Consider the following 17,150-nt stretch of genomic DNA (forward strand, 5'->3'; position numbering starts at 1 on the left):
GGGTGCCCCCGTGAGCCCGCCCAGTGGCGGACGCTCCCGCCGGTCCCGCGCCCGGGCCGGTCATCGGGCCCGCCCTCCGTACGTCCGGTGGGCCCGCCGATCCGCGTCCCCTTCCCGGCCTCGCGATGCCCCGTTCACCCCTGTCTGTAGGTGCCCGTCCCGTCTGTCCTATTCGTCTCCTCCCGTACCCGTCTGTCGCCGTCCCTCGCCCGGTCTCGCGGCGCTCCGGCCCGTCAGCCGCCGGTCGGGCTGGCCAGTCGTCGCTAGTCGTCGTCCTCGTCGTCCAGCCGGGCCAGCCAGGTGGCGAGGCGTTCGACCGGCACCTCGAAGTCCGGGTTCACGTCGACGAACGTCCGCAGTTGGTCGGCGAGCCAGCCGAGGGTCACCTCCTCCTCTCCGCGCCGGTCGGCCAGTTCCTCGATGCCGCGGTCGGTGAAGTACACGCTCACTCCCGGTGCCGGTGGCCCACACCGGGGCCAGCGAAATGTCCGGGCCCAGCGTAAGCTCCGCCCTCCGCGCGCCGGTCGGCCTCCCGGCCGGGCGCCCGCGGTGGCCGGAACCGTGCCCACCGGGCGCGGTTCGCGCGGCGCGGGGGTTACACGGTGGGCGCGCGCGGAGAGGAGACGGTCGTGGAGACGGAAACCGGACGAGCCCCGGGAGGCGCCGAACACCAGCCGGGCGAGCGCGCGTTACGCGAGATCGAGCTGCCCGGCGGGGAACTGGTGCTGGCCCGGGTCACGGTGCTGGACGCGGAGGACCTGCCGGAGGGACCGGACCTGCGAGAGGGGCCGGAGGACGACTTCGGGTTCGCGGACGTCGGCGCCCTCGACCGGCTGGCGGCCCGCGTCGACCGGCTGGGCGAGGTGATCAGCGGTGTGGGCTCGGCCGTGGTGGACGCGGCGGCGTCGGCGCGGCCGGACGAGGTGAGTGCCACCTTCGGGGTGGAGCTGGTCGCCAAGTCCGGCCGGGCGGTGGCGATGCTGGCGGACGGCGAGGCCAAGGCGTCGATCTCGGTCACCCTGCGCTGGGTTCCCGGCGGGACGCGGCTGCCACCCGCTGACGACCGGGCCGACCCCGCCGATCCGGCCGCCCCTCCGGCACCGCGCGGTTCCGGGGGCCCGGAAGGCGGGAACTAGTGGGCTTCCCGCGCGTGACGGACGGACGGGGGACGGGTGCGTAGCGACGGTGGTGACACGACCGGAGGTTCCAGGAACGGGACGGGCCGCGTGAGCGGGGCGGGTGCGCCGTGAGCGCCCCCGGGTACACGGCGGACACCCTGGAGGACATCATCCGCCCCTCCGTGGTGCGCGTCGGGGCCTCCGCCGGGGGGCATGCTGAGGGCGGCACCACGTTCCTCGGCAGCGGCTTCTTCGTCGCCCCGGGGTGGGTGCTCACCAACGCCCATGTCGTGAGCGGGAGGGGCGGGCCAGTGGGGCGGCGCGAGCGCGTCATCACGGTCACGACGGCCGACGGCGACAACCTGCCCGGCGAGGTCATGTACCTCCTGCCGGGCCCCGGCGCCGCGCCCGCCACCCCACGCGGGCGCACCTCCGGCGCCTGGCCGTTCCCCGACCTGGCGCTGCTGCGGGTCCCCGAGGCGGAGTGGCGGGTGGACGAGGGCACCGGCTGCGAGTGTCTCTGGCTCAGCGACCGCTCCACCCTCGCCCCGGCCGACACCGGACTCTACGGCTGGATCGAGGTGCCGGGCGGCGCTGTCGAGTTCCACCCGAGCACCGGCCGCGCGAGCGGCGGGCGGGACGGCCACCTGGTGATCCAGGGCGGACAGCTCCAGCCCGGCTGCTCGGGCGGGCCGGTGGTGGACCTCGACCGGGGCGCGGTCATCGGCGTCAACAAGGGCGTCTCGAAGGGCGGTGGCTCCGGGGTGGCCACCCCGATCACCGCGCTCCGCGTCCTGCGCGACAGCGAGCAGCACGGCGGCGCGGTGCTGCACGAACTGCTCAGCGCGCACGACCGCTACCACCACGGGCGGCTGGACGGCGCGGGCGACTGCTGGCCGCGGGTGCAGCCCCGGCTCCAGGACTCCCGTGGCGGGTTCTCGCCCGAGCTGCGCGCCGAGCTGTACGCGCTCTTCGCCGAGCTGCCGCCGCCGCGCACCGCGGGGGAGCCGATCGAGCTGTCCAACGCGGCCCGTCTGGCCACCCTCCGGCCCTCGTACCAGGTGCGGGAGTTCCGCCCGCACAGCTGGCGGGAGGGGGCCGGGCTGCTGTACGACGCGCACGACGGCCGGGTGAGCGACGGGGCCGGGGCGACCGGTCTCGAACTGGAGGCCGTGATGGTCTACGCGGCGAAGGTCTGGGCGGCGCTCAGCCGCGAGGGGCGTGGCGGCCAGGCGGCCCGGTCCGCGCTCCGGGAGTGGATCGACCGGAACCGCCGACAGGTGCGGAACCAGGTGGTGCGGCAGATCATCGTCCCGCAGGCGCTCGCCGAGGACCCGCGGACGGGGCTGACGCGGTCCGTGGCGCGGGTGGAGATCGAGCCGGACATGTCCACGCCGGAGGCGCACACCTGGCACATCCGGCTGGACCGCGGCGGCGGCCGGGTCACGATGCAGCACGTCGCGCGGGAGCCGGTGCCGCGCGCGCTGCTCCGCGAGGAGATCAGCCGGGCGCTGCCCGCCGTACTCGACCTGGGCGACGCCTTCGGCGTTCTGGCGGACGTCGAGTTCGTCGTCCCGCAGCCGCTGTTCGACCTTCCGGTGGACGCGTGGCCGGTGCGGATGACCGACCCGGACGAGCCACGCGCCTGCCGCACGCTGCCGCTCGGGCGTCACCGCCCGGTCGTCCTGCGGGACTGGGCGCGCTACGGCGGACGCGAGGTCCGGGAGGGCTATCTGGAGGAGTGGACCCGGCGGTGGGAGGCGCTCGGCGCCGAGGCGCCCGCGCCGGTGCCGCTGCCGGGGGAGTCGCGCGGGGAGGACGGCGCGCGTGAGTGGCTGCTCGCGGCCCCGGCGGGCACCGTCCCGGTGCACAGCGGCCGCGTCGGGCAGGGGCCGGGGGCCGGTCCGATGGGCGCGGCGCTGGCCGCCGGGTACCCGGTGGCGCTGTGGACGCGGTGCGCGGGCGAGCATCCCGCGCCCGGGGGCGAGGGCCCCGGTTCGGGGAGCGGAGCGGGCGGACCGCCGCGGGGGGAGCCCGGCCGGTGCGCCGAGTTCCACGAGCGGACGCGGGCGCTGTTCGCGGGCGCCGCGACGGCCTCCGAGCTCCCGGCCCGGCTACGCGCACTGCGCCAGCGGTATGACGGGGAGTCGGAAGCCGGGGAAACGGGAACGGAGGCGGACTGTGCACGCCACCTCGCGCTCCTCTACGATCCGCCCCACAGACCGCGCCCGGCGGAGGGCCTACTGCGGGAGCCGTCACGTGTCTTCCGCTGAGCGGCGACCCCGGCGGCCGTTCCCGGCGCGCCCGACCCCACACTCCGACCCGTCCCTCCCCGGCCGCCCCGGCGCCCCCGGGACCCCCAACTCCCCCGGTCCCTCCGGTACTCCGGGTACCCACGGGGTGTCCGCCGCCCCCGGCGGCGGCCGCGCGGCGGCGGCCCTCCCGCGCCACGGCGGGGCCCCGGCGAGCACCCGGCCACCCCGGGCACGGCCCCGGTCCCGGAGTCTCCGGCCCCCGGGCGGCGCCGGTGCCGTCATGGTGGGTGGGCGGCGGCAGGACCCGCGTCACCCCGCGCATCCAGTCCACCCAGTCCACCCCAGACCGCCGCGGACCAGTCCGGGCACACCGCACCGCGGGCGGCGTCAGACAGGCAAGGGAGCCCATGGTGAGTGACTGGCGTATCTACCGCGGAGCCGGACGCCCGCACGGCGAGGTGCGGCGCCTGCCTCCCCCGCCCCCCTGGCGTGACTTCTCCGACGCGGGCGAGGCGGACGACGGCGACGCCGCCCGCCGGCTCGGCGTCGAACGGGTGCGCAGGGCCGTGGTGGAGAACCTGTTCCCCCGGGAGGAGGAGATCGAGGCGGTCAACGCGGCGCTCTACCTCAGACGCCCGCTGCTCGTCACCGGCAACCCCGGCACCGGGAAGTCGACGCTGGCGCACGCGGTGGCGCACGAACTCGGCCTGGGCCGGGTGCTGCGCTGGCCGATCGTCAGCCGGACCGTCCTCCAGGACGGCCTCTACCACTACGACGCCATCGGCAGGTTGCAGGACGTGCAGCTGGACCGCGCGGGCGGGGAGGAACCCGCCGTCCGGCCGCCGATCGGCTCGTACATCCGGCTGGGACCACTGGGCACCTCGCTGCTGCCCTCCCCGGACGGATTACCGCGGGTCCTGCTCGTCGACGAACTGGACAAGAGCGATATCGACCTGCCCAGCGACCTGCTGAACGTCCTGGAGGAGGGCGAGTTCACCATCCGCGAGCTGGAGCGGGTCGCGGACCGGACGCCGAGCACCGAGGTGCTCTCCGACGACGGCGGCCAGGTCCCGGTCGTCGGCGGCCGCGTCCGCTGCACCGTCTTCCCGTTCATCGTGCTCACCTCGAACGGCGAACGCGACTTCCCCGCCGCCCTGTTGCGCCGCTGCGTACAGCTGGAACTCAAGCCGCCCGGGAACGAGCAGCTCGCCGCGATGGTCGCGGCGCACCTGGGGGAGGGCGCCCTGGAGGAGGGCGGCGACCTCGTCGAACGGTTCCTCCAGCGCGAACCGGGCCAGCTGGTCGCCACCGACCAGCTCCTCAACGCCCTCTACCTCACCCAGCGGGCGCCGGGCGCCGAGCGCGTCACCCGGAACCGGCTGGCCGACATGCTGCTGCGTCCGCTGGACGAGCCGAGGTGATGGGGGATGACCACCCCGCCCGGCCGAGGAGGATCCGACGCACCGGGCCGGCGCGAGGGGCGGCCGCTCGCCGGTGACCCGCGGGCCGCCCTGGCCGAACTCGGCGGCCGGCTGCGGCGGGCGGGCTGGGAGCCCACCGCGCAGGAGCTGGCCGAGACGCTCTGGCTGGCCCGCTTCGCCCGCCCACCCGCCGCGCCCCCGGCGGCCACCCCAGCGGGGGGCGATCCGGCGACCGGCGGCGAACCGGCGCCGCCGCGCCCCGCCCCCACCCGGGAGGAGCTGGCCGACCGCGCCGAGCGGCCCAGGCCGCTGGTCGAGCGCTCGCCCCCGGTCTCGCTGTACGCCCCGGCGCGGCACTCCCCGACGGCCGGGTACACCTTCCCCGTCCGCGCCCCTGCCGTCAGCTCGCTCTCCGGGCTGCTGGAGCACGAACGGGCGCTGCGCCCCCTGGCCGCGTACCGCACCGCGCTGCCCACGCCGTTCGGCGACCTGGACGAGGAGGCCTCCGCGGACGCCAGCGCGCGCGCCGGTGCGCTCCGTGCCGTCTTCGCCCCCTCGACGCGCCGTCAGACCGAGGTCCAGCTGCTGATGGACGCCTCACCGACCACCTCGGTGTGGCGGCTCACCTTCGAACAGCTGCGGCAGACCTTCGAGCAACTCGGCTGCTTCCGCGATGTGCAGGCGCTCTACCTGCACCGGGGCCGGGACGGCACCCCGCTGCTGGGCACCGGCCCCGACCCGGGGCCCGCCGGGCTGCGCCCCGTCGACCAGCGGCGGGACACCAGCGGCCGCCGGATCACCCTGGTCCTCAGCGACTGCGTCGGCCCCCTCTGGCAGGACGGCTCCGCCCAGCGGATGCTGCACGACTGGTCGGGCGGTTCGCCGCTGGCCGTCGTCCAGCCGCTGCCGCCCCGGATGTGGCCGCGCACCGCGCTGCCCGCCGAACCGGGCACCCTGGTGCGCGCGGCCGACGGCGGCGGGCGCGTCACCTTCGAACCCGACGGCTACGGACGCACCGGGCTCGGCGACATACCGGGCGCGCTGCCGGTGCCCGTGCTGCTGCCCACCCCGGCCGCGCTCGGCAACTGGGCCGGGCTGCTCGGTGGCGGCGGGCGCCGTACCGCGCGGGGCGCCGCCGCCTGGGTGCTGCCCCGGCACCACGCCATGCCCCCGCCCGGTGGCCCGCCGCCCGGCGAACGGGACTCCCGCGAACTGCTCGACGCCTTCCTGGAGACGGCCTCGCCCGGCGCGGTCGACCTGGCGGTGCACCTCGCGGCGGTGCCGCTGGTGCTGCCCGTGATCGAGCTGGTGCAGCGCTCCATGCTGCCCGACACCGGTCCGACCGAACTCGCCGAGGTGCTGCTCAGCGGCCTCCTGGAGCGGCTGCCGGACGGCGCGGCCACCCCGGGGCCGCGCTACCAGTTCGCGCCCGGCGTCCAGGAGTTGCTGTTCCACTCGCTGGACGAGGACACCGCCGAACTGGTGCTCAAGCACGTCTCCGCGTACGCCGCGCACCGGTTCGGGCAGGGCTCCCGGAACTTCCCGGCGCTCGCCGTGGCCGAGCTGTCCGGGCGCCGGGGCGCGGGCGCCACGCGGAACGCCCGGCCGGAGCCGCCGGACGACCCGACCGCCCCCCAGCCGGACGAGCTGTTCGCGCAGGTCCCGGCGAGCGTGGTGCGCTGGTTCCGGCCACCGCCCGAGGAGCGGGGGCGGCTCGACGAGGCCGAGCGGCTGCTGGAGGAGTGGTGGAACCAGCGTGACGCGCGGGGACTGGCGCACGCCCAGGAGCTGGCCGAGGCGGCCCACGCCGCCGACGGCGGCCAGCGCGCCCGGCTCACCCTGGGGCGGGTGCTCCGCGCCCGCGCGCGCTCCCCGGAGTTCGCCCGCCCGCACGGCAATCCGGCCGTCCCACTGCACCGCGCCGCCCGGCTGCTCGGCGGCGATGGACTCGCGGAGCGGCTGGAGCGCGCCGCCACCCTGCACGACCTGTGGCACGTGGACGCCGACCCCGCCCACCTGATGGCCGCCGAGTCGGCGCTGCGCGGTCTGCCGGTGCCGGTACCGCCCGAGGGCAGGCTGCGGCTGGGGCGGGTGCTGCTCGCGCACGCCGCGGCGGTGCCCGCCTTCCGGCACCGCGCGCGCGAGGCGGTGGTGGAACTCCGCGCCGTCAGCGAGGAGCTGGACGCGAACCGGAACCGGGCGGCGGAGACCGACGAGCGGGCCCGGCGGCACCGCACCGAGGTGCTGCTGGACCTGGTGCGCGCCCTGCGGCTGAGCGAGGCGCCCACCGGCGAGCAGCTGCGCGGGCTGGACCGCGCCGCCGAAGAGGCCGCCGGGAGCCCGGAGTTGCTGCTGCGCTGCGCGCGGGAGCGGGCCCGGGTGCACCGGGACGCGATGCAGTGGGGGGCCGCCGACCGGGCCTACGCCGAGGCGGCCGAGCTGACCTGGGCCAACAGCTGGGAACGGTGCGAACTGCTCGCTGAGATGGGCGAGATGAGGCTGACCGACGCCTTCGACGTGAACGGCGCCGAGCGGATACTGCGCGAGGCGCTGATCGGCGCGCCGGGCGACGGCCCGGTCACCGCCCGCCTCCACCTGCTGCTCGGCCGGGCTCTCGCGCTGCGCTGGGAGCGCGCCCGCTTCCTGCCCGACCTGTACGAGAGCTGCCACCAGCTGGAGGCGGCGGCCCGGCAGGCCACCGACGGCGAGCACGAGGCGGAGGCGTGGCGGCTGCTGGCCGAGGCGCGGCTGGCCTTCCCGCCGCGCGAACCCCCGTACGGCCAGGCGCGCGACGCCTACCACCGGGCGCTGCGGCGGGCCGGGGAGGCCGCCCGCGGGCGCGGCTCGGTGGAGGCCGCCCGCGCGCTGCACGGCCTGGGCGCGATGGAGGAGCGGGCCGGCGCGCTGGGCAGCGCCCTGGCGCGGTACCGGGCGGCGGCCGCGGAGTGGAACCGGCTGGCCGGGCAGTTCGTCCGGCTGCCGTGGCCCGAGGTGACCGCCACCCGGGAGTGCGTGGCCCGGCTGGAGTCGCCCGGGGCACCCGGCCCCGCGGATCCCGCCGGGCAGGACACCCACGGGGACGAGTCGATGTGACGGGCCGAAGCGCCGGGGCCGGGAGGGAGGGAGGAGGAGCGGGGCCGGGAGGGTGGGGAAGAGGCGTCAACGGCGCGCTCCGGAGGGCCGGTTCGCCGGGGAAGAGCGGTGTGCCCGGTGCGCCCGGTGGGGCCGGTACCGGCGACGTGGCCGGTCCGGGCGGGCGTCCGCTCACCGGACACCCGGCGCTCGGCCGGGCCCAGGGGAGCACGCGCCAAGCTCACACCGGGTGGGCGCACACCGGGGAGTGCGCCCCGGCGGCGCCGGGGAGGCCGGAGGTGTCCGTATCCCGAACGGGTTTCCGTATCTGAGGAGTCGGGAAGAAGTCAACAGCCGCGGGGGCCGCCTCCGGAGCGGGGCGTCGAGAAGGAGAGAGCGTGCCGAAACCGAAGGACGCAACGGACGCAGCCGCCGGTGCGACGGGCGCGGCGGCGCCGCCACTGCCCGATCTGAGCGGGGTCGATCTGCGGACGCTGCGCAGTCTCGACACCCCCGCCGTTACCGCCGCCGTCGACCACGTACTGCGCCACCCACGGGACGTCGCGGAGGACTACGGCGCCAACGACCCCCCGACCACCGGCCCCAGCCCCCTGTCGACGGGGCGGTGCGGCGGCGCCGCGTGAGGGGCGCCGGGAGCCATCCGGCCCCGCTCGCCCCACGCCGGATGGGCACCACCCGGCCGGTGCCCGGCGGGGTGCGCGCCCTGGAACGCGCCCTGTACCACCGACGGTTGCTGCTGCTGAAGTCGCTCTGGCGGCGCGTGACGGATCCCTCCTCCGAGCTCTCCGCCGCGGCGCGCGCCACCTTCGCCCGGCACTGGCTGGTGCTGGAGCGCGCCGAGGCGCACGCCCCCGAGGCGGTGCGGGCCACTCTCGCCTACCCGACCGTGGGCACCCGGCTGGTGCGGGCGCTCGGCGCCGCCGACGGCGGCGAGTTCGCCACCGAACTGGGGCAGTTCGGCGCGATCGCCGCGGCGGCCGCGCTCCGCTCCGGCTGCCCGGCGGAGCTGACCCTCCCCGCCCCCGGCGGCAGCCTGACGCTGCCCGGCGTCGGCACCGTCCCCTGTCCCGGCGGCGAGTTCACCCTCCGCCCCGGCGCGCGCCGGGGCGCCCGCCGGTTGCGGCGGCTGCCGGGTGGCACCGCCCGACTGGACGACCTGGACCCCTACCGGGTGCCCCAGGGCGCCCCCGGCCTCCGCGCGACGGTCGCCGAGGAGCGGCAGCCGAGCGGCGCGGGCCCCTGGGACCACCGCTGGACCACCGCGATGGCGCTGCTGCGCGCGGTCGACCAGCGGCGGGCCGAGGAGGTCGCGGCGCTCACCCGCTGCGTCATCCCCCTGGCACCGCCGTCCACCCCCGCGCGCCCGGCGGAGCCCCCCGGCCGGGCGGAAGCCCCGACTCCCCCCGCACGGCCCCCGGTTCACCCCGCTCAGCACGGCGCCCGCACCGGCTCGCGCAGCGCCACGCTGCGCGCCGCCCCCGGCGCCGTGCTGAGCGTGCTGCCCGCCTCCGGGGAGGTCCTCGCCGAGGTGCTGGTGCACGAGATCCAGCACAGCAAACTCGCGGTGCTCTGCGACCTCCTGCCGCTCTACCGGCCGGGCGGCGCCGCGCACTACCGGGTGCCCTGGCGCTCCGACCCGCGACCGGTCGGCGCGGTTCTCCAGGGCGCCTACGCGCACCTCGCGATGGCCGACCTCTGGCACCGCGTGGGGCACGCGCGCGGAGCGCGCGGTACCGGGGCGGCGGAGGTCGCGGTCCGCCGGGAGCGCTGCCGCGCATACGTAGGCGAAGCGCTGCGGACTCTGCTTGAATCCGATGAACTGACGGAAGCGGGGCGTGAGTTCACCGGGGGAATGCGCCGTGAGTACCGCCGCCTCGGGCGCCCCCGGACCCGGGAACTCCCGCACCATCACCGTACGTGAGGTGTTGTAGCCTCACGGTGGTCACGCCGAGTGGTCCGCGGTGGACGTGGAACGAGGCAGAGGAGATGTGCGCATGGGCGCGCAGGGCGAGCCGCGCGCGGCCGAGGAGCCGGGCGAGCACCGGGAGGACTTCACCGTCGTCTTTCCCGGCTATCACAGACAGTGGGCCACCTGGATCTACCACACCCTGGACGGCCTCGGGCACCGCGTCACCCTGCAACGCTGGGACCCGCCCCGAGAGCGCGCCCTGGAGGACGAACTCGGCGACCTGCTCCTCGCCGAGGGGCGCGTCGTGCTCGTCCTCAGCGACTGGTTCTTCCAACTCGGCCCCCGGCGCGACGACGAGGACTGGGACCGCGCGCTGCGCGGCTTCGTCGCCGCCTACCAGGACCGTTTCGCGGCCGTCAACCTCACCAGCCGCGCCCTGCTCCCCGCCACCTCGGTACTCCGTCCCGCCGCGCTGTGGGGCGTGGACGCCGAGGAGGCCGAGCGGCGGCTGCTGAACCGCCTCGAACTCCCCGCCGGAACCCGCGCGGCGCGAGCCGCCGGCGGCGCCCCCCGCTACCCGGACGACCCCCCGGAGGTCTGGGGCGACGTCCCGCTGCGGAACACCGAGTTCACCGGCCGGGACGAACTCCTCAACACCCTCCAGGAGCGACTGGTCAGCGCCGGACGCGGAGCCGCGGTCTGCGCGCTCGTCGGGATGTCCGGTATCGGCAAGACGCAGGTGGCCGCCGAGTACGCCTACCGCTTCAGCTCCGAGTACGACGTGGTGTGGTGGATCAACGCCGACGAGCGCGGCACCCTGCGCGAGCGCTACAGCGAACTCGCGCCCCGGCTCGGCCTCCCCGCCGAGGCGGGCGGCCCCGGTGGCCGGATCCGCTCGCTCCGCGAGGCCCTGCGGCGCGGCGAGCCCTACCGGCGCTGGCTGCTGATCTTCGACGGCTGGGAGGACCCGGAGGGCGCCGCCGACCTGCTCCCCGCCGGAGCCGGGCACACCCTGATCACCTCGCGGAACCACGGCTGGCGGGAGCGGGCCGACTGCCTGGCCATCCCCGGCTTCTTCCGCGCCGAGTCCACCGGCTACCTGATGCGGCGAGCCCCCCGCGTCACCGCCCGCGAGGCCGACGAGGTGGCCACCGAGTTCGAGGACGTCCCGCTCGCCCTCGCCCAGGCCGCCGCCTGGCTGGGCGAGTCGGACATGGGCGTCGCCGACTACCTGCGCATGACCCGCGAGACCGGCGCCCCGGCGGCGCCCCTCACCAGCGCCCCCGCGACCTCGCTCATCCCCGCCCCGGCCACCCCGCCCGCCCTCTCGGCGGCCCCGTCGTCCGCCGCCCCACCCAGCGAGTACCCCCAGTCCTCCCTCACCTCCTGGTCGATACTCATCAACCAGCTGCGGCGCAGCCACCCGGCCGCCGTCGACCTGCTCGCGCTGTGCACCGCCTTCGCCGCGGGCCGTATCCCGCTCGGGCTGGTCCGCGCCGTCCCGGAGGCCGAACTCCCCGAGGGGCTGCGGTGGATGGTCCGGGACCGGGCCGCCTGGAACCAGGCGCTGGAGGCGCTCACCAACTTCTCCGTCATCACCCAGGAGCCGGTCGAACGGCAGCGGCCCGGCGAGCCGCAGGCGCCCGAGGGCTCGGTGCGGATGCACCGGCTGGTGCACAGCATCGTCAGCCGCCTCATCGCCACCGGCGACCGCGACACCCACCAGCGGATCGTCCGCCGCGCCCTCGCCGAGGCCGACGTCGACAACCCGCAGGACAGCCGCGAGTGGCCGCGGTACGCCGAGCTGCTCGCCCACCTGGAGGCCAGCGGCGCGCTCAGCAGCCGCAACCAGCGCGTCCGCGCCCTGGTCATCAACTGCCTGCGCTACTGCAACTTCAGCGGCGAGTACAGCACCGGCGTCGCGCTCGCCGAGCGCGTCCGCGGGCACTGGCGGGGCGTCCTGCCGGAGGACGACCCGCTCTGGCTGCAACTCACCCTCCAGCAGGGCGACATGCTGCGGAACAGCGGCGCCTTCCTGCCCGCCTACGAGCTGCACCGCGAGCAGGTCGACCGGCTGGAGGGCATCGGCGCCGACGAGAGCTCCATGACCTACGCCCGCTCCGCCGTCGCAGCCGACCTGCGCCGCCTGGGCCGGTACGTCGAGGGCGTCCGCCTCCAGGAGCGCACCAGCGAGGACGCGGAACGGCTGTTCGGCGCCGACGACATGATGACGCTCAGCGCGCGGAACAACCTCGGCGTGGTCCTCCGTCTGCTGGGCCGCTACCAGGAGGCGTACACCCTCGACCTGCGCACCCTGCGCCGCAAGGAGGCGGTGCTGCGCGCCCGGCACTCCTCCACCCTGCGCTCCGGCAACAACTGCGCCTTCGACCTGCGGCTGCTCGGCCGCTACCAGGAGGCGCTGTCCCGGCAGCAGCAGGTGCTGCGGCTGCACCTCCAGACCATGGGGGCCGACCACCCGCAGACCCTCTGGACCCGCCGCCAGCTCGCCCTCTGCCAGTACCGGGCGGGCGCGGACCGGGGCGAGATCGGCGCGATGCTCGGCGCCCTGCTCGACGCCTCCCGGCAGGTGTACGGCACGCACCACCACGAGACCCTCGTGATCGCCACGGACTACGCCAACCTGCTCCGCGCCTCAGGGGAACTCAGCCACGCCCGGGACCTGACGCTGGAGGCCGAGGACGGCTACCGGCGGCTGCTCGGCCAGGCCCACCCGGTCCCCACCGGCATGCAGACCAACGCCGGGCTGCTCCTCCAGGCGGAGGGCGACCGGGAGGGCGCGCTCAACCTGCTGGAGCAGGCGTACGTCGGACTGCGCACGCTCCTCGGCGACGACCACCCCTGGACGCTGGGCAGCGCGCTCAACGCCAGCGGCGGGCGGAACATCACCGGACGGCTCCAGGACGCCCTCGCGCTCAGCGAGGACACGGCCGAGCGCACCGCCCGCGTCCTGGGGGACGACCATCCGCTGACCCTCGCGGCGCACACCGCGCACTCCGCGGACCTGCGGGGGACGGGGGAGAAGCAGCGCGGTGAGTCCGTCGAGCGGGACGCGCTGCGCGAGCTGACCCGCACGCTCGGCGCCCAGCACCCGCAGACCGTCGCGGCCCGCCAACGGGTCCGCCCCCAGTGGGACTTCGAGGCCGACCTCGGCTGACGGGAACCGGCGCCCCCGCCCCCGCCCAGCCCGGCAGGGCACCGCCGGGCACCGGACGGCCCGATGGCCGGACGGGACCCGTGCCCGGACGGACCGAGGGGCCCCACCGGACGGTGGAGCCCCTCGGGACGAGCGGAGGCGTTGGTCCGGCCGGTGCCCCGCACCGGCCGGACCAACGCGCTCAGAGGTCGAAGACCTCCTGGATCAGCTGGAGCTGCTCCTGCTGGTGACGCTTGCCCGACCCCACGGCGGGCGAGGAGGAGATCGGACGCGAGACCCGGCGCAGCCGGTCCGCGTTCGGCACCGGGTCGGAACCGATGATCAGGTCCGTGTGGTCGACCATGTTCAGCGCGATGAACGGCCACGCGCCCTGGTTCGCCGGCTCCTCCTGCGCCCACAGGAACTTCGAGGCGCTGGAGTACCGCGCCATCTCGGCCTGGATCTCCTCGCTGGGCAGCGGGTACAGCCGCTCCAGCCGGATGATCGCGGTGTCCGTCAGCCCGCGCTTCTGCCGCTCGGCGTCGAGGTCGTAGTAGACCTTGCCGGAACAGAAGACGACCTTGCGGACGTTGGCCGGGTCCACCGACGGGTCCCCGATCACCGGGCGGAAGCCACCCGAGGTGAACTCCTCGGTCTGCGAGGCGGCGGCCTTCAGCCGCAGCATCGACTTCGGGGTGAAGACGATCAGCGGCTTGTGGTGCGGGTTGTGGACCTGCCACCGCAGCAGGTGGAAGTAGTTCGACGGCAGCGACGGCATCGCGACCGTCATGCTGTTCTGCGCGCACAGCTGGAGGAACCGCTCGATCCGCGCCGAGGAGTGGTCCGGGCCCTGGCCCTCGTACCCGTGCGGCAGGAGGAGGGTGATCCCGGAGGTCTGGTTCCACTTCTGCTCGGCCGAGGAGATGAACTCGTCGATGACGGTCTGCGCGCCGTTCATGAAGTCGCCGAACTGCGCCTCCCACATCACCAGCGCGTTGGGACGCGTCAGCGAGTAGCCGTACTCGAAGCCCATCGCCGCGTACTCGCTGAGCAGCGAGTCGTAGACGTTGTACCGGGCCTGGTCCTCGGAGAGGTACAGGAGCGGGGTGAAGTCGTTCCCGGTCTTCTGGTCGAGCAGTACCGCGTGCCGCTGGCCGAAGGTGCCGCGCCGGGAGTCCTGCCCGGCCAGCCGCACCGGGGTGCCCTCCATCAGCAGCGAGCCGATGGCCAGCGTCTCACCCATCGCCCAGTCGATCGTGCCGTCCTCGACCATCTGCGCCCGCCGCTGGAGCTGCGGCAGCAACCGCGGGTGCACGGTGATGTGCTCGGGGATGTTGACCTGCGACTCGGCGATCCGCTTGATGACCTCGCGGCTGACCGCGGTGTCCACCCGCACCGGGAACTCCGCCTGCGGCTCCGGCACGGAGGTCGGCAGCGGGGCCGCCGCCGCGTCCCGGACCTCGGTGAAGACCTTCTCCAGCTGGCCCTGGAAGTCCTGGAGCGCCTGCTCCGCCTCCTCCATGGTGATGTCGCCCCGGCCGATCAGCGACTCGGTGTACAGCTTGCGCACCGAGCGCTTCTTGTCGATCAGGTGGTACATCAGGGGCTGCGTGAAGTGCGGGTTGTCGCCCTCGTTGTGGCCCCGGCGCCGGTAGCAGATCATGTCGATGACGACGTCCTTGTTGAACGCCTGGCGGTACTCGAAGGCGAGCCGCGCGACGCGCACGGCGGCCTCCGGGTCGTCACCGTTCACGTGGAAGATCGGCGCCTCGATCATCCGGGCCACGTCGGTGGAGTACATCGAGGAGCGCGCCGACTCCGGCGGCGCCGTGTACCCGACCTGGTTGTTAATGATGATGTGCACGGTGCCGCCGGTGCGGTAGCCGCGCAGCTGCGACATGTTGAGCGTCTCGGCCACCACGCCCTGGCCCGCGAAGGCCGCGTCGCCGTGCAGCTGGATGGGGAGCACGGTGAAGTCCGTGCCGCCCTTGCCGATGATGTCCTGCTTGGCGCGCGCGACGCCCTCCACCACGGGGTCGACCGCCTCCAGGTGCGAGGGGTTGGCGGTCAGCGAGACGGTGATCTGCTCGCCGTCCAGCCCGGTGAAGGTGCCCTCGGCGCCGAGGTGGTACTTGACGTCCCCCGAGCCGTGCATGGACTTCGGGTCGAGATTGCCCTCGAACTCCCGGAAGATCTGGGCGTACGACTTGCCGACGATGTTCGCCAGGACGTTCAGCCGCCCACGGTGCGCCATGCCGATCACGCACTCGTCCAGCCGGGACTCGGCGGCGGCGTCCAGCACCGCGTCGAGCAGCGGGATGACGGACTCGCCGCCCTCCAGTGAGAAGCGCTTCTGCCCGACGTACTTGGTCTGGAGGAAGGTCTCGAAGGCCTCCGCCGCGTTCAGCCGCCGCAGGATGCGCAGCTGCTCCTCACGCTCCGGCTTCGCGGCGTGCGAGCGCTCCACGCGGTCCTGGATCCACTTGCGCTCCTTCGGATCCTGGATGTGCATGTACTCGACGCCGGTGGTGCGGCAGTACGAGTCGCGCAGCACGCCGAGGATGTCGCGCAGCTTCATCATCGTCTTGCCGGCGAAGCCGCCGACCGCGAACTCCCGCTCCAGGTCCCAGAGCGTGAGGCCGTGCTCGGTGATGTCCAGGTCCGGGTGCTTGCGCTGCTTGTACTCCAGCGGGTCGGTGTCGGCCATGATGTGGCCGCGCACCCGGTAGGAGTGGATCAGGTCGAAGACCCGGGCGGCCTTGGTGACGTCGTCGTCGTGCGAGGCGTCGATGTCCTGGTTCCAGCGCACCGGCTCGTAGGGGATGCGGAGCGCCTTGAAGATGTCGTCGTAGAAGTCGTTCTGCCCCAGGAGCAGTTGACTCACGACGCGGAGGAACTCGCCCGAGGCGGCGCCCTGGATGACCCGGTGGTCGTAGGTGGAGGTCAGCGTCATCACCTTGGAGACGCCGAGCCGGTTCAGGGTGTCCTGCGAGGTGCCCTGGAACTCCGCCGGGTACTCCATCGCCCCGACGCCCATGATCATGCTCTGCCCCGGCATCAGCCGCGGCACCGAGTGGACGGTGCCGATGCCACCGGGGTTGGTGAGGGAGCAGGTGACGCCGGAGAAGTCCGCCATCGTCAGCTTGTTGTCCCGGGCCCGCCGGACGATGTCCTCGTAGGCCTGCCAGAACTCGAAGAACGTCAGCGTCTCGGCCTGCTTGATGGCCGCGACCACCAGCTGCCGGTCGCCGTTCGGCTTCACCAGGTCGATCGCGAGACCCAGGTTCACGTGGTCCGGCTTGACCAGCGTCGGCTTGCCGTCCTTCTCCGCGAAGGAGTGGTTCATCGACGGCATCGCCTTCATCGCCTGCACCATGGCGTAGCCGATGAGGTGGGTGAAGGACACCTTGCCGCCGCGGGCGCGCTTCAGGTGGTTGTTGATGACGATGCGGTTGTCGAACAGCAGCTTGACCGGGACGGCCCGCACGCTGGTCGCCGTCGGCAGCTCCAGGCTGGCGCTCATGTTCTTCGCGACCGCCGCGGCCGGACCGCGCAGCTGCGTGTACTCCGGGCCGGACGGCTGCTCCGCCGCCTCCTCCGCGGCCGCGGCCGGGGCGGGTGCCGCGGGCTTCGCCGGGGCGGCCGCCTTCGGCCGCTCGGGCGCCGCGGGCTTCGACGCCGCCGGAGCCTGGGCCGCCGGCTGGGGCGGGGCCGCCGCCGGCGCGGGAGCCGCTGGCTGGGCTGGGGCCGTCGGCGCGGCGGGGGCGGGCTTCGACGGCGCCGCCTCGGGCGCGGCCGCCCCGGCCCCGGGCTTGTAGTCGGCGAAGAAGTCCCACCAGGCTCGGTCTACCGAGTTCGGGTCCTGGAGGTACTGCTGGTAGATCTCGTCGACGAGCCACTCGTTGGCGCCGAACGTGGTGGCAGGGGGCTTCCCCTGCCCGCCCTGGTCGGCTGAGGCACTCGCGCTATTGGGGGACTGAGACGACACGGCGGCAACCGCCCTCTTCCGCTTCCTTGGGTGGTGGACAGCGGAAATAAAGGCTACGCCTCTCTGGCCGTTTGGTGCAGTCCGGTAGCCCCCGAGGTCGCGTACATCACACTCGAACTCTGGTTTCAGGACGAGAATTGGCGGGAATCACGCGAGGTTTCGGCATGACGAGGCAGCCGGTGGCCGCCTCGACGCGTCCCCGGTGGGGCGGT

Annotated in this window: 9 protein-coding genes; 7 read left to right on the forward strand and 2 right to left on the reverse strand. The window is 74.9% G+C overall.

What is annotated here, in order from left to right; translation table 11 throughout:
- Positions 1 to 263: 263 nt before the first annotated feature.
- Entirely contained in the window at positions 264 to 443 is a 180-nt protein-coding gene (locus tag E0L36_RS11720) for a DUF6104 family protein (RefSeq protein ID WP_180928961.1), read from the reverse strand.
- A gap of 186 nt (positions 444 to 629) precedes the next feature.
- On the opposite strand from E0L36_RS11720, the gene E0L36_RS11725 reads away from it, so the two are divergent.
- The 7 genes from E0L36_RS11725 (at position 630) to fxsT (ending at position 12,971) form a co-directional block, all read left to right on the forward strand.
- Positions 630 to 1,136 carry a CU044_2847 family protein gene (locus tag E0L36_RS11725; RefSeq protein WP_180928962.1) on the forward strand — a complete coding sequence of 169 codons (507 nt, stop codon included), beginning with the start codon at positions 630 to 632 and terminating at the stop codon, positions 1,134 to 1,136.
- 110 nt (positions 1,137 to 1,246) lie between these two features.
- Positions 1,247 to 3,391: a trypsin-like peptidase domain-containing protein gene (locus tag E0L36_RS11730; protein ID WP_180928963.1), complete on the forward strand. Its 2,145-nt coding sequence runs from the start codon at positions 1,247 to 1,249 to the stop codon at positions 3,389 to 3,391.
- 392 nt (positions 3,392 to 3,783) lie between these two features.
- Positions 3,784 to 4,794, forward strand: coding sequence for a MoxR family ATPase (locus E0L36_RS11735; RefSeq protein WP_180928964.1), 1,011 nt, complete (start codon positions 3,784 to 3,786; stop codon positions 4,792 to 4,794).
- Between the two features lie 6 nt (positions 4,795 to 4,800).
- Positions 4,801 to 7,887, forward strand: a complete 3,087-nt coding sequence (locus E0L36_RS11740; RefSeq protein ID WP_180928965.1) for an SAV_2336 N-terminal domain-related protein — start codon at positions 4,801 to 4,803, stop codon at positions 7,885 to 7,887.
- A gap of 377 nt (positions 7,888 to 8,264) precedes the next feature.
- Complete coding sequence (locus tag E0L36_RS11745; RefSeq protein WP_180928966.1) at positions 8,265 to 8,510, forward strand: hypothetical protein; 246 nt, start codon at positions 8,265 to 8,267, stop codon at positions 8,508 to 8,510.
- Positions 8,511 to 8,551: 41 nt separating this feature from the next.
- A complete protein-coding gene (locus tag E0L36_RS11750; protein WP_180928967.1) occupies positions 8,552 to 9,808 on the forward strand; it encodes an HEXXH motif-containing putative peptide modification protein in 1,257 nt (418 codons plus the stop codon).
- Positions 9,809 to 9,881: 73 nt separating this feature from the next.
- On the forward strand, positions 9,882 to 12,971 hold the full coding sequence (fxsT, locus tag E0L36_RS11755) for an FxSxx-COOH system tetratricopeptide repeat protein (protein WP_180928968.1): 3,090 nt from the start codon (positions 9,882 to 9,884) through the stop codon (positions 12,969 to 12,971).
- A 181-nt stretch (positions 12,972 to 13,152) separates the two neighbouring features.
- Here fxsT and E0L36_RS11760 read toward each other — a convergent pair whose 3' ends face one another.
- Positions 13,153 to 16,938, reverse strand: a complete 3,786-nt coding sequence (locus E0L36_RS11760; protein ID WP_180928969.1) for a multifunctional oxoglutarate decarboxylase/oxoglutarate dehydrogenase thiamine pyrophosphate-binding subunit/dihydrolipoyllysine-residue succinyltransferase subunit — start codon at positions 16,936 to 16,938, stop codon at positions 13,153 to 13,155.
- Positions 16,939 to 17,150: the final 212 nt, after the last annotated feature.

The organism is Streptomyces sp. AJS327, from assembly GCF_013450295.1.
Classification (GTDB): Bacteria; Actinomycetota; Actinomycetes; order Streptomycetales; family Streptomycetaceae; genus Streptomyces.

Excerpts from the sequence above, each read along its gene's own strand:
- fxsT (WP_180928968.1), top strand. The coding sequence starts at position 9,882 with ATGGGCGCGCAGGGCGAGCCGCGCGCGGCCGAGGAGCCGGGCGAGCAC.
- E0L36_RS11750 (WP_180928967.1), top strand. The coding sequence starts at position 8,552 with ATGGGCACCACCCGGCCGGTGCCCGGCGGGGTGCGCGCCCTGGAACGC.
- E0L36_RS11740 (WP_180928965.1), top strand. The coding sequence starts at position 4,801 with ATGACCACCCCGCCCGGCCGAGGAGGATCCGACGCACCGGGCCGGCGC.